The following is a 12,236-nucleotide window of genomic DNA, read 5'->3' on the forward strand; positions in this document are numbered from 1 at the left end:
GCACGCGCTCAGAGACCACGTCAGGACGGCGACTGCCGCCAGGCAGATCACGGCGGTGGGTTTCCGGCGGCTTTTCACGGTTAGAAGGTCGGTTGGCCGGCGATGACGCGACCCATGTTGTTGAGCGCCTTGTTGCCGGGATCCCAATACATCGAGTGAGCGGCTGCGTTGTAACCGAATGCGTACCACGGCCCTTCGGTGCTCTGCTTCGGATCGCTTGGTCCCGAGCTGAACTTGTTGGCGTCGCTGAAGTTCTGCGGCTCGATGCCGTGCACCGGCGCGAGCTGGATCGGATCGTACGGATCTACCGTGGAGTGAACGTGTCCTGCCGGAATCCCGAGTTCGCTGGCCTGGTTGACGCCGACTCCAGGACTGGCAACGAAAACGATGTCGTCGACATTGAGGCGCTCGTCGCGTGCGGCATGGCCGATGACGGTGGTTCCGTAGCTGTGACCGATCATCGTGTTGTGCGACGGCGTACCCTGGTGGGTCGCCCTGAGCCCGTCCTGAAAGCGGTCGAGGTCCTTCTCCGCGTCGTCCGCGTAGTCACCGCTCATCGCGTTGGGCACCACATCATCCGGTGCGTCGTAGCCGACCCAGGAGACCACCGCCGTGGACGCCGACCCGGCCTTCGCCGCCGAGTCGAACATGCGGTCGGAACGGTCCATTTCGCCTTTGATCTTGCCGAGTTCCGCACCCGTGCCGGGAACGTAAGTGGCGACGTTCTTCGCCGTGTCCGGGTTGCCTACCGAGACGATCGCCTTGCCGTCCCCGTTGGTGTCCAAGCCAATCAAGAAAGTCTGCTTCCCGCCAGGACCGATGTTGTCGAGCCGATCCTCGATCGCGCGCAGGCCGTTGAGCTTGCCCGCGATCTCGTCGAGCTTTTCCTTGCCCGGCCAATCGGCCTGATGCGGGGAACGCGGGTCGTTCGGATTGGCCCTGGAGATCTCCGTCGCTTCTGCCTGGAGCTTGTCGGTCTCCCGCTGGAGCACCGCCCGGTTGGCCGCATCGCGATCCACGATCGGAATGCCGTCCAGGTTGCGGACCAGGTCTGGCGAGTCCCGCAGGACCGTAGCCTTCGCGGTGTCGGAGAGGGTGTCCCACCAAGCCTTGTTGTCGCCCGGGGTACCGCCTTCGGGCGGACCGATGATCGAGAGCCCGCTCTGCGCGGCACCTGTCGCGGCTACCTGAGCGAGTGTGCCCGCGTCCCGCTCGGTTATCTCCCCGCGCAGCGCCCGGGTCAGGATCGCGGCAAGATCAGCATCCACGTCGTTCGCTCTGCGGAGGATCTGCTCGACCCGGTCCACGAGTTCAACCCGGATTTTCTCGCGCTGTGCCGCCACGTCCGGGGGCGGGGGCGGACCGGATGTCGGCGGTGCCACCACCGCGCCGTCGCCGCCGATCACCCACGAGTTCGTCCGGGCGAGCTCGTCTGTCTCGGCCACCACGGCCGTAATGCGCTCGACCGCGATTTGCGCCTCGTGCGCACCTCGGCGGACTGCGGACGCTTCGGCTACCCGCTGCTCCAGAGTCGAGGTCAGCGAGTTGCCCCTGGCCGACGCGGCACCTGCGGCATCGCCCGTCCAGCCATCGAACTTCGCCACGTTCTCCACGTCATCGTTCAGCGCGAGCAACTGGTTGCAGCGCTGGTTAAGCGCGTCAGAAACTCCGCCGATCGCCGCGGCGTTCCAGCGCCGTACATCCGCCCACGCGACCATCAGACCGGCCTCGGCCCACCGTGGACAGGGATTGCCCGCAGATCATGTGCTGCCGCCTGGTCGTCCGTTCGGTAGCGGCGGGCCGCCGCAGTGAGCTGGTCGGCGTACTCGCCCATGTTTTTCGTCCAGGCAAGCAGCTCTCGCCCCCACCTATCGCCGAGCATCCGCGCCGCCTCGATTGCCGTCCCGCCGGGCAACCCCTGCGCGACACCGACCAGAGTGCTCGCCAGATCAACAGATCGCGCACCGGCGGCCGACCGCTTCGCGGCCTCCGAGGACTTCTCGATCGCATCGATCACGACCTCGAACCCGCTCATCGCACCCCCACCCGCTGTCACCCTCCGACCACACTATGACCTGAGTGCGGCGAAGAAGCCCGTCGAAGTACCCGAAAATCACCCTGGTGACCGTTTCGGAAGTGCGGCAAAGAGCGGTCTCACACGCGAAAAAGCGGGGAGGCCACCCCGATCAAAAGATCGAGGCGGCCTCCCCGCCAGAAAAACCCCCGTCAGCCCAGCTTCTGGCCAGCAGAGCCCAGTGCCTGCGTAGCCTCGACCACCCGGGCGGCCATGCCCGCTTCAGCGGCCTTCAGGTAGCTGCGCGGGTCGTAGACCTTCTTGTTCCCGACCTCGCCGTCGATCTTCAGCACACCGTCGTAGTTCTTGAAGAAGTGGTCCGCGATCGGGCGGGTGAACGCGTACTGCGTGTCGGTGTCCACGTTCATCTTCACCACGCCGTACGACACCGCCTCGCGGATTTCCTCCGGGAGGGAGCCCGAGCCGCCGTGGAAGACCAGTTCGAAGGGCTTCGAGCCGGCGTCCAGGCCGAGCTTCTTCGCCGCTGCTTCCTGGCCGCCCTTGAGGACGTCCGGGCGGAGCTTCACGTTGCCCGGCTTGTACACGCCGTGCACGTTGCCGAAGGTCGCGGCCAGCAGGTAGCGGCCCTTCTCGCCGGCGCCGAGCGCGTCGATCGTCTTCAGGAAGTCGCCCTCGGCGGTGTACAGCTTCTCGTTGATCTCCGCCTCGACGCCGTCTTCCTCGCCGCCGACCACGCCGATTTCGACCTCGAGGATGATGTTCGCCGCGGCGGCCTTGGCGAGCAGTTCCTGCGCGATCTCCAGGTTCTCGTCCAGGTCGATGGCCGAACCGTCCCACATGTGGGACTGGAACAGCGGCAGCCCGCCGTTCCGGACGCGCTCGGCGGAGATCTCGATCAGCGGACGGACGAAGCCGTCCAGCTTGTCCTTCGGGCAGTGGTCGGTGTGCAGCGCGACGTTGACGTCGTACTTCGCCGCGACCACCTGAGCGAACTCGGCCAGCGCGGTCGCGCCGACAACCATGTCCTTCACCTTCTGCCCGGACGCGAACTCCGCGCCGCCGGTGGAGAACTGGATGATCCCGTCGCTCTCCGCCTCGGCGAACCCGCGGATCGCGGCGTTCACGGTTTCCGACGAGGTCACGTTGATGGCCGGGTAGGCGAACTCGTTCGCCTTCGCCCGGTCGAGCATCTCCGCGTACACCTCGGGGGTGGCGATGGGCATCGGTTCCTCCTCGAGACGACTGGCTTCTACAGCGGCATCGTACGAGGTGGACCGGCCGCGCCGACCGGTCCTACCTCACACGAGACGAAACCGACTGGAGCGATTCAGAGCAGCTCGGCCGCGATTGCCCGGTAGGCGGGGAACGGATCCTCGTCCAGCGACTGCACGCTGACGTGGTCCGCTCCCGCGTCAAGGTGCGCCTGCAGGCCCTCGGCCAGCGCTTTTCCGTCCCCGTGGACGGCGAGCGCGTCGATCAGGCGGTCGCTGCCCTTCCCGGCGATGTCCTCCTCGGAGAAGCCGTGCTTGCGCAGATTCGCGGTGTAGTTGGACAGTCCGAGATAGAACTGCACGGTCTTGCGGCCGGTCTCGCGCGCCCGCTCCGGATCCGTGTCGAAGACGACCTTCTGCTCGGGAGCGAGCAGCGCGCCGGTGCCGACGATCTCGCGCGCGGCCCGGGTGTGCTCCGGGGTGGTCAGGTACGGGTGCGCGGCGGCGGTGCGGTCGCGGGCCAGTTCGAGCACCTTCGGGCCGAGCGCGGCCAGCGCGCGCGACTCCTTGGGCACCCCGGCCGCGTCGAGCGCGTCCAGGTATTCGACCAGCGCCGCGTACGGCTTCTTGTACTCCTGCGTGTGCTCGCGGTGGCCCGCGCCGACGCCGAGCAGGAACCGTCCCGGGTACTTGTCCTCGATGCGGCGGAACGCCCGCGCGACGTCCTCGGGGGCGTCGGCCCAGATGTTGACGATCCCGGTGGCGACCTTGATCCGCTCGGTCGCGGCCAGCAGTTCGTCGACGATCGCCAGGTCGCCGCCGGGAGAACCGCCGAGCCAGATCGTGCCGTAGCCCAGTTTCTCCACCTCGGCGGCGAACTCGCGGTCCACCGCGGCCGACATCCGCCAAACGCCTAGCTTGCCCAGTTCGATAGCCATAACCCGCCCAACGCGCGATAACCCGGTTTTCCTCCCGTCCCGGCCGGATTAGGTTCGAAAGCATGACCAAGCTCGGCACCACGGAACTGGACATCCACGGCCTCAACCTCGGCTGCAACGTCTTCGGCAACACGGCGGACGAACCCACGTCATTCGCTGTTCTCGACGCGTACACCGCGGCCGGCGGCAATTTCCTCGACACAGCCAACACCTACGGCGGCGGTGGCGGTTCCGAAACGATCATCGGCAACTGGTTCGCCAAGCGCGGCCGCCGCGACGACATCGTCCTCGCCACCAAGGTCGGCATGGGGGACCAGCGGCCCGGCCTTTCCGCGAAGAACATCGCCGCGTCGGTCGAGGAATCGTTGCGCCGCCTGCGAACCGACCACATCGACCTGTACTACGCGCACAAGGACGATCTCGACACCCCGCTCGAAGAAACGCTCGCCGCGTTCGACCAGCTCGTGCGCGACGGCAAGGTCCGCTACATCGCGGCGTCCAACTACGAACCGGACCGGCTCGCGTCCGCACTGTCCATTTCGGACCAGAACAACCTCGCCCGATACGTTGCCCTGCAACCGCATTACAACCTGGTCGAGCGCGACTACGAGCGGGAGCTGGCCCCGCTCGTCGCCCGCGAGAACCTGGTCACGCTGCCGTATTTCGGGCTGGCCAAGGGATTCCTCACCGGCAAGTACCGCTCGAAGGACGAACCGGGCGACTCGCCGCGGGCTCCGCGGGCGCTGGCATACCTCGACGCCCGCGGCGAACGAGTGCTCGCCGCGCTGGACGAAGTGGCCGCCGCGCACCACGCGTCGGTCGCCAGCGTTTCGCTCGCTTGGCTTCGCCAGCAGCCGACCGTCGCCGCGCCGATCGCCAGCGCGCGGATCCCGGAGCAGCTCGTTGACCTGCTCGCTTCCGTCGAGCTGACCCTGACCGACGCCGAACTCACCGCTTTGGGCGAAGCGTCGAACTGATACTTACCGAAGAGTAGCTTACTGCGGGTAGGTTGTTGTACGGTGCCCTCCGGACAGGCAAAACCGGCTCAGGAGGGCACCGTGGCTCAGAAGCAGGTCGACGGCAAGGTCGTGCTCATCACCGGAGCCGCTCGCGGGATCGGAGCCGGCCTGGCCGAGCGGCTCGCCGCGCGCGGAGCCAAGGTCGCGCTCGTCGGGCTCGAAGCCGCCGAGCAGGACGCGGTCGCCAAGCGGATCGGGCCGAACGCGAAGTCCTGGGAAGCGGACGTGACCAGCTGGGACGACCTCGAACGCGTCACCGAGGGCGTGGTCGAGCACTTCGGCGGCATCGACATCGTCATCGCCAACGCGGGCATCGCGACCGCCGGATTCGTGCGCTCGGTGGACCGCACCGCGTTCGAGCGGGTGATCGAGGTCGACCTGCTCGGCGTGTGGCGCACGTTCCGCGTCACGCTCCCGCACGTGATCGAACGCCGCGGCTACCTGCTCGGCATCTCCTCGCTCGCCGCGATCACGCACGCACCCGGCATGGCGAACTACGCCGCGGCGAAGGCGGGCGTCGAGGCGTTCTGCAACAGCCTCCGCGCGGAGGTCGCGCACCTTGGCGTGAAGGTCGGCGTCGCGCACCCGACCTGGATCCGCACCGACCTGGTCGAAAGCGCCGACGCGCACCCGGTTTTCGGCAAGCTGCGTTCCGGCATGCCCGGCCTGCTCGGCAAGACCTACCCGCTGGACGTCGCGCTCGACGACCTGGAGGCCGGGATTCTGCGCCGCGCCAGGACGATCCACGTGCCACGCTGGGTCGGCGGACTGAAGCTGCTGCGCTCGTTCCTGCCGCCGATCGTCGAACTCGGCGCGCGGACCCGGGTGCCGGCGGCGGACCGGGCCGCGCTGAAGGACGTCGAGGAACGCGGCGCGTACGAGTCGTCGGTCACCGGCCACGGCGGGCGCGCGGCCACGAAGCGCAGCTGAGGAGCGCCATGTCCCGTCGCGACCAGATCCGGATGACTCCGGACGAGGTGCAGGCCTACCTGGCCGAGCAGAAGGTCATCAACGTGGCCTCGGTCGGCCCGAACGGCAGGCCGCACCTCACCGCCCTCTGGTACTACCCGCACGAGGGCGGGGTCGCGACGTGGACGTATGGCACCTCGCAGAAGGCGAAGAACCTGCGCCGGCTGCCCGAGGCGACCGTGCTGATCGAAAGCGGCGACGCGTACGACCAGCTGCGCGGGCTTTCCTTCGAAGCGGACGTCGAGTTCGTCGAGGACACCGACCAGGTCACGGCGATGGGGATCGCGCTGATGATGCGCTACTCCGGAGCCGAACCGGGCGCGCCGGTGCCCGACGAGCTGCGGACCTTCATCGAACGGCAGGCGCCGAAGCGGGTCGGGCTGATCCTGCGTCCGACGAAGATCGCGAGCTGGGATCACTCGAAACTCGGCGGCACTTACTAGGGGACGAGGGCCACGAAGCCGAGCCCGGAAGTGCGTTCCGCCAGGTCAAGCGCGGTTTCCGGGTCGTCGAGGCCCACCTTCAGCAGCTCCACCGCGGAGAGGTCCAGCACGCCCGAACGAACCAGGTTCCACACCCTCGTCACCGTCTCGTCGTCGCTCATCCAGGAGCCGCGCAGGGTGAGCCTGCGGTGCATGAAGTCGCCGTAGGGAATGGCGAGGTCCTGGCGTACGCCGCCGACGAGCACCAGCGTCCCGCTCACGCGCAGGCTGTCGTAGGCGGCCATCGTCGCGTCGGCCGTCGGCGTGGCACCGAGAGCATCGAGGGCTACGTCGACCGGGCCGATCGCCGCCGCGTCCGTCTCGCGATCACCGGTCAGCTGATGGGTACGCACTCGCGGACCGAATTCGGCCAGCCGGTCGAGCGCGACCTTGTTGCGGCCCACCGCTGTCACCGTCGCCACGCCTTCCGCCAGCGCCAGCATCACTGCCGCGCCGCCCATCTGACCGGTCGCGCCGATCACCGCGACGTCGCGCCCGGCCAGCGGACCTGCCGTACGCAGTCCTGCGGCGGCAACGCAGAGCCACGGCAAAAACGCCAGCCGCGCCGGGTCCGGATAATTCTCGGCACCGGGCAGTTTGACCATCGTTTCCTTGGCGCACAACGCTTTCTCCGCGAAGGCACCGTCACGCCACACCTCGCGCATGCGGTCAGTGCGCGCGCTGCCGCCTGAACCGCCGAGGCCGACCCAGCCGACCAGGATTTCGTCGCCGTCGCCCGCGTTGAGCAGCGCCGTGTCCAGCACGACGTCGCCGGGCGCGACGTGGAAGACGTCCGGCGCGACATCAGTCACGCGTCCGATGCACGACGGGCCAAGGATCAGCGGGGTCAGCAGGCCGCCGCGACCGCCCGTCACCACCGCTTTCGTGTACGCCGGGAGATGCGCGGCGAGCACCTCCACGACCACGCCACCGCCCTGGAGCGCGGGTTCCGGGACCTCGGAGAGGCGCAGGTCGTCGTCTTGTGAAGCAACAGTCCAAGCTCGCATACGACAAGCCTCGCGCGCCGTTAAGCTGGTATCCAGAATCGCTTTATTCTGGTACTGGAGGTTCTAGGGTGAGCGTCGAACTGGGCACTTTCCTGCGCAGCCGCCGCGAGCGGATCGCCCCGGCCGACGCGGGCCTGCCGATCACCGGACGCCGCCGCACGCCCGGGCTGCGCCGCGAGGAGCTGGCGTTGCTGGCCGGAATCAGCGCCACCTGGCTCACCTACCTCGAACAAGGCCGCGACGTCCGCCCGTCCGACCAGGTGCTCGACGCCCTGGCCCGCGCGCTGCGGCTGACCAGCGCCGAGCAGGAGCACCTGCGTCGCCTCGCCGACGGCGGAAAGACCCCGGAGGACGCTCCCGAAGAGGCTGCGCCCGAGGTCGAGGGGGTCCCGGCGATGCTGGGCGACAACCCCGCGTATGTCACCGGCATCTGCTACGACCTGCTGGCGTACAACGACGCCGCCGCGGAGCTGTTCCGGAACATCGAACCGGGGTCCAACGTCGTCCGCTGGATGTTCACCGAACCCGCCGCGCGCGAAGTCCTGGTCGACTGGGAGCAGGAGGCGCGCAACATCCTGGCCCGGCTGCGCGCGATCGCCGGACGGCATCCCGATCACCCGCGCGTGACCCGGCTGGTGGCCGAGTTGACCGAGGCGAGTCCCGAGGTGCGCGCGTGGTGGCCGCACTACGAGATCCAGTTCAGCCACGCAGGTCACAAGCGCTTTCGACACCCCCGGCTCGGCGTGGTCACCGCGTCGCACGCCGCGTTCCACGTGGCCGAGCGTCCGGAACAGACGTTGGTGGTCTACCGGCTGCCGAGTGGTACTGGCGAGTAGGAAGTACTTTGAAGTAACTGTTACCTGAGGTAACATCAACGCCGCCAGACCCCCAGCGCAGCGGAGGCCGACAAGATGACCGAGCGGTTCAAGGTCGTGATCGTGGGCACCGGGTTTTCCGGGCTCGGCCAGGCGATCCAGCTCGAAAAAGCGGGCATCCGGGACTACGTGATCCTGGAGAAAGCCGACGAGGTCGGCGGCACCTGGCGGGACAACTCGTACCCGGGCTGCGCGTGCGACGTGCAATCGCACATGTACTCGTTCTCCTACGCGCAGAACCCGGACTGGAGCCGGTCGTTCTCGCCGCAGCCGGAGATCTTCGACTATCTCAAGGGCGTCGCTGACTCCTACCGGCTGCGCGAGAAGATCCGCTTCGGCGTCGAGATCACCGGCGCGCACTGGGACGAGAGCGGACGCCGCTGGACGATCGAAACCAAGGGCGGCGCCGAGTTTTCCGCGCAGTTCCTCGTCGCCGGCGTCGGCGGGCTGCACATCCCGCAGATCCCGAAACTGCCGGGGATCGCCAAATTCAAGGGCCAGACCTGGCATTCGGCGCAGTGGAACCACGAGTTCGACTTGGCGGGCAAGCGGGTCGCGGTGGTCGGCACCGGCGCGAGCGCGGTGCAGTTCGTGCCGAAGATCGCGCCCGAGGTCGGCGAACTGACGCTGTTCCAGCGCACGCCGCCGTGGATCATGCCGAAGCCGGACCACGCGATGCCGGGCTGGGCAAGGCAGTTGTTCAAGCGCGTGCCGGGCACGCAGCGGCTCTACCGCAACGCGTTGTACTGGATGCTCGAATCCCGCGCGATCGGGTTCAACGGGCACCCGAAACTGATGCAGGCCGCCGAGGTTCTCGCGCGCAGGCACATCGCGAAGGGCATCAAAGACCCCGCGCTGCGCCGGAAAGTCACGCCCGACTACACGATGGGCTGCAAACGCGTCCTGCTGTCGAATGACTATTTCCCGGCACTGGACCGCCCGAACGTCGACGTGGTCACCGACGGTATCGCCGAGGTTCGCGCGCACAGCATCGTCGACACCGCCGGGGTCGAGCACGAGGTCGACGCGATCATCTACGGCACCGGTTTCAAGGTGACCGACGCGCTGGAGTACCTCGACATCACCGGCGTCGAGGGCCGAAATCTCGCGAAAACCTGGGCCACCGAAGGGATCCAGACGCACAAGGGCATCACCGTGTCCGGATTCCCGAACCTCTTCTTCCTGCTCGGCCCGAACACCGCGCTCGGCCACAACTCCGTGGTGTTCATGATCGAATCGCAGTCCCGCTACGTGGTCGACGCGATCCGGCTGGCCGATTCGCGCGGCGCGGCGGCGCTCGACGTGCGGCCGACGGTGCAGGACGAATTCCAGGAACAGATCCAGGACAAGCTCGTCAAGGGCGTGTGGACCCAGGGCGGCTGCAAGAGCTGGTACCTCGACGCGAAGGGCGTCAACCGGACGATCTGGCCGGGCTTCACCTGGCGGTACTGGCTGGAGACCCGCCGCGTCGAGCCGAGCGACTACGAACTGAGCGGCCGGTCATGAGTGCCGAGCACGAGCAGATCGTGCTCCACGCACGCGACGTGGAGTTCGACTGGTCCAAGCTGCCGATGCACTGGATTCCCGGGCAACCGCAGGCCACGCACAGCATCAACGTGCTCCATCTCGCGCTGCCCGAGGGCGAACGCTGGTTCGTCGAGGTGTTCAAGCAGGCCGTCCCGCTGATCCGCGACGAGCGGCTCAAGGAGGACGTGCTCGGGTTCATCGGCCAGGAGGCGATGCACGCCGAGGCGCACGACGGCGCGGCGGAACATCTTGAGTCCGCCGGGGTTTCCGTGCGGCCCTACATCGCGCAGATGGAGTGGATGTTCCGGCGGCTGCTCGGCGACCGGCCCGGAGCGAGCCGGGAATGGCTGATCGAACGGCTCGCGCTGGTCGCGGCGATCGAGCACTACACCGCGTTTCTCGGCCAGTGGATCCTCGACGCGAAGGAACTCGACGCGGCGGGCGCCGACGAGACGATGCTGGATCTCCTTCGCTGGCACGGCGCCGAGGAAGTCGAGCACCGGTCGGTGGCCTACGACCTGTTCTGCCACCTCGACGGCCGATACGGTCGGCGGGTGCGTTCGATGATCGTGGTGACGCCGGTGCTGGCGTGGGTTTTCCTTCGCGGGACCCGGTTCCTGATGAAGAACGACCCGACGCGCCCCGGCCGCACCAGCTGGCGGGCGTACGTGCGCGCCGCCCGCCGGGGACTGCTGCCGGGACCGCGCGAACTGCTGCACGAGATCCGGCCGTACTTCCGGAAGTCCTATCACCCCACCGAAACCGGCAACACCGACCAGGCGGTGGCGTACCTGGCGAGTTCGCCCGCGGCCAAGGCCGCCGACGCTCCGCGATGACCGCACCGCAGTTCCCGCCCCGGCTCGACGGCAGCGGCAGACGCGACCGGCTGATGTCCACTTTGGTCGCGGTCACCGCGACTTATCGGCGGCTGGCGGAGATTTCCGGCCGAAAGCGTCCGCCGGTGCGGGAAGTCGACCGGCGGCTGCCCTTGGTCGTGGACGCCGTGCGCACCGAGGCCGACGGTGTGGTGAGCCTGCGTCTCGTGCGGCCCGACGGAAACCCGTTGCCTGCTTGGCGTCCTGGCGCGCACGTCGACCTGATCCTGCCTTCGGGGGAAGTGCGGCAGTACTCGCTGTGCGGATCGCCTTCGGACCTGTCGCACTATCGGATTGCCGTGCGGCGCATCGGTTCCGCGTCCGCCGAGGTGCACGCGCTCACTGCCGGAACTCGCGTCACGGTGCGCGGGCCACGCAACGCTTTCCCGTTCGTCACCGCGCCCGCGTACCACTTCGTCGCGGGCGGAATCGGGATCACGCCGATCCTGCCGATGGTGCACCGCGCGGAGGCGAGCGGCGCGGACTGGCGGCTGGTCTACACCGGCCGCGACCGCGAGTCGATGCCGTTCCTCGACGAGCTTCCGGCCGAGCGGGTGCGGATCCGGCCGGACAAGGAGTTCGGCATTCCCGCGTCCGGCGCGGAATTGCTGGAGGAAATGCCTTCAGGCGCTTCCGTGTACTGCTGCGGCCCGGTGCCGATGATCACCAGCGTGCGCGTCGATCTGGCCCGCACGGACGCCGCCGCGGTGTATTACGAACGGTTCGCGCCGCCGCCGATCGTGGACGGCGAGCCGTTCCAGGTGGTCCTGCGTCGCAGCGGACACACCCTCGACGTGCCCGCCGACCGCTCCACGCTCGACGTGGTGCGCGAGGTGCTGCCCGACGTGCCGTACTCGTGCCGACAGGGCTTCTGCGGCACCTGCGAGGTGGCGGCCGAAGACGGCGGGCGAGTGCGGATCTGCGTCGACCGCGGGCCCGCCGTCCTGGAGCTCTAGTTCTGCGGGGGGACCCAGTCGCCGAGCACCGGCTTGAACTCGCGGACGGTGCGCTCGGCCACCACGCCCTCGAGCGCGTACGGGTCGTTGTCGATCAGCTCGGCCAGCGCCGCCTCGTCCTCGGCCTGCCACAGCACCAGCCCGCCGGAGTTGTCGGCGAGCGGGCCGGCGACGGCCACGCGACCTGCCTCGACGTGCTCTTTCAGGTAGTCCCGATGGCGCGGCCGGACGTCGGCCAGCTTCTCCTGGACGTAGCGGATTTCGACGAGGTACCAGGCCATGCGCTTACTCCCGGGGTGAACACGACGGTGACGCCGCAGACGCTACCGGTGACGGCCGGGC

The 12,236-nt window shown here is 68.3% G+C and carries 13 protein-coding genes; 7 read left to right on the forward strand and 6 right to left on the reverse strand.

The window, feature by feature from the left end; all coding sequences use genetic code 11:
- Positions 1–80: 80 nt before the first annotated feature.
- The 4 genes from ABD156_RS04000 to ABD156_RS04015 form a co-directional block, all read right to left on the reverse strand.
- The gene (locus tag ABD156_RS04000; RefSeq protein ID WP_344266494.1) at positions 81–1,718 is read right to left on the reverse strand and encodes an alpha/beta hydrolase; all 1,638 of its coding nucleotides are present in this window, start codon (positions 1,716–1,718) and stop codon (positions 81–83) included.
- Entirely contained in the window at positions 1,718–2,035 is a 318-nt protein-coding gene (locus tag ABD156_RS04005; RefSeq protein ID WP_344266497.1) for a type VII secretion target, read from the reverse strand. Before ABD156_RS04005 ends, ABD156_RS04000 begins: the two co-directional genes overlap by 1 nt.
- A gap of 191 nt (positions 2,036–2,226) precedes the next feature.
- Positions 2,227–3,258 (reverse strand): class II fructose-bisphosphate aldolase, encoded by a 1,032-nt coding sequence (fbaA, locus tag ABD156_RS04010; protein WP_344266499.1) that lies wholly within the window; start codon positions 3,256–3,258, stop codon positions 2,227–2,229.
- A gap of 104 nt (positions 3,259–3,362) precedes the next feature.
- Positions 3,363–4,184, reverse strand: a complete 822-nt coding sequence (locus ABD156_RS04015; protein WP_344266503.1) for an LLM class F420-dependent oxidoreductase — start codon at positions 4,182–4,184, stop codon at positions 3,363–3,365.
- A gap of 62 nt (positions 4,185–4,246) precedes the next feature.
- On the opposite strand from ABD156_RS04015, the gene ABD156_RS04020 reads away from it, so the two are divergent.
- From ABD156_RS04020 to ABD156_RS04030, 3 genes are all read left to right on the forward strand, one after another.
- Positions 4,247–5,161, forward strand: a complete 915-nt coding sequence (locus ABD156_RS04020; RefSeq protein WP_344266506.1) for an aldo/keto reductase — start codon at positions 4,247–4,249, stop codon at positions 5,159–5,161.
- Between the two features lie 81 nt (positions 5,162–5,242).
- Positions 5,243–6,133, forward strand: a complete 891-nt coding sequence (locus tag ABD156_RS04025; RefSeq protein WP_344266510.1) for an SDR family oxidoreductase — start codon at positions 5,243–5,245, stop codon at positions 6,131–6,133.
- A gap of 8 nt (positions 6,134–6,141) precedes the next feature.
- Entirely contained in the window at positions 6,142–6,615 is a 474-nt protein-coding gene (locus tag ABD156_RS04030; RefSeq protein ID WP_344266513.1) for a pyridoxamine 5'-phosphate oxidase family protein, read from the forward strand.
- Here ABD156_RS04030 and ABD156_RS04035 read toward each other — a convergent pair.
- A complete protein-coding gene (locus tag ABD156_RS04035) occupies positions 6,612–7,661 on the reverse strand; it encodes a zinc-binding dehydrogenase (protein WP_344266516.1) in 1,050 nt (349 codons plus the stop codon). The two genes, ABD156_RS04030 and ABD156_RS04035, sit on opposite strands and share 4 nt — an antisense overlap.
- A 68-nt stretch (positions 7,662–7,729) precedes the next feature.
- Between ABD156_RS04035 and ABD156_RS04040 the strand changes: the two genes are divergently transcribed.
- The 4 genes from ABD156_RS04040 to ABD156_RS04055 all read left to right on the forward strand — a co-directional run bounded on the left by ABD156_RS04040 (position 7,730) and on the right by ABD156_RS04055 (position 11,894).
- Entirely contained in the window at positions 7,730–8,497 is a 768-nt protein-coding gene (locus ABD156_RS04040; protein WP_344266519.1) for a helix-turn-helix transcriptional regulator, read from the forward strand.
- 75 nt (positions 8,498–8,572) lie between these two features.
- A complete protein-coding gene (locus tag ABD156_RS04045; protein ID WP_344266522.1) occupies positions 8,573–10,042 on the forward strand; it encodes a flavin-containing monooxygenase in 1,470 nt (489 codons plus the stop codon).
- The gene (locus tag ABD156_RS04050; protein ID WP_344266525.1) at positions 10,039–10,899 is read left to right on the forward strand and encodes a metal-dependent hydrolase; all 861 of its coding nucleotides are present in this window, start codon (positions 10,039–10,041) and stop codon (positions 10,897–10,899) included. Before ABD156_RS04045 ends, ABD156_RS04050 begins: the two co-directional genes overlap by 4 nt.
- The gene (locus tag ABD156_RS04055; RefSeq protein ID WP_344266527.1) at positions 10,896–11,894 is read left to right on the forward strand and encodes a PDR/VanB family oxidoreductase; all 999 of its coding nucleotides are present in this window, start codon (positions 10,896–10,898) and stop codon (positions 11,892–11,894) included. The genes ABD156_RS04050 and ABD156_RS04055 overlap by 4 nt, the downstream gene beginning before the upstream one ends.
- Here the strand turns inward: ABD156_RS04055 and ABD156_RS04060 are convergent.
- On the reverse strand, positions 11,891–12,175 hold the full coding sequence (locus tag ABD156_RS04060) for a YciI family protein (RefSeq protein ID WP_344266529.1): 285 nt from the start codon (positions 12,173–12,175) through the stop codon (positions 11,891–11,893). The genes ABD156_RS04055 and ABD156_RS04060 overlap by 4 nt on opposite strands.
- Positions 12,176–12,236: the final 61 nt, after the last annotated feature.

Origin of the sequence: Amycolatopsis albidoflavus, assembly GCF_039525725.1 — a bacterium.
GTDB classification, from domain to species: Bacteria; Actinomycetota; Actinomycetes; order Mycobacteriales; family Pseudonocardiaceae; genus Amycolatopsis; species Amycolatopsis albidoflava.

Excerpts from the sequence above, each read along its gene's own strand:
- ABD156_RS04000 (WP_344266494.1), bottom strand. The coding sequence starts at position 1,718 with ATGGTCGCGTGGGCGGATGTACGGCGCTGGAACGCCGCGGCGATCGGC.
- ABD156_RS04005 (WP_344266497.1), bottom strand. The coding sequence starts at position 2,035 with ATGAGCGGGTTCGAGGTCGTGATCGATGCGATCGAGAAGTCCTCGGAG.
- fbaA (WP_344266499.1), bottom strand. The coding sequence starts at position 3,258 with ATGCCCATCGCCACCCCCGAGGTGTACGCGGAGATGCTCGACCGGGCG.
- ABD156_RS04015 (WP_344266503.1), bottom strand. The coding sequence starts at position 4,184 with ATGGCTATCGAACTGGGCAAGCTAGGCGTTTGGCGGATGTCGGCCGCG.
- ABD156_RS04020 (WP_344266506.1), top strand. The coding sequence starts at position 4,247 with ATGACCAAGCTCGGCACCACGGAACTGGACATCCACGGCCTCAACCTC.
- ABD156_RS04030 (WP_344266513.1), top strand. The coding sequence starts at position 6,142 with ATGTCCCGTCGCGACCAGATCCGGATGACTCCGGACGAGGTGCAGGCC.
- ABD156_RS04035 (WP_344266516.1), bottom strand. The coding sequence starts at position 7,661 with ATGCGAGCTTGGACTGTTGCTTCACAAGACGACGACCTGCGCCTCTCC.
- ABD156_RS04045 (WP_344266522.1), top strand. The coding sequence starts at position 8,573 with ATGACCGAGCGGTTCAAGGTCGTGATCGTGGGCACCGGGTTTTCCGGG.
- ABD156_RS04050 (WP_344266525.1), top strand. The coding sequence starts at position 10,039 with ATGAGTGCCGAGCACGAGCAGATCGTGCTCCACGCACGCGACGTGGAG.
- ABD156_RS04055 (WP_344266527.1), top strand. The coding sequence starts at position 10,896 with ATGACCGCACCGCAGTTCCCGCCCCGGCTCGACGGCAGCGGCAGACGC.
- ABD156_RS04060 (WP_344266529.1), bottom strand. The coding sequence starts at position 12,175 with ATGGCCTGGTACCTCGTCGAAATCCGCTACGTCCAGGAGAAGCTGGCC.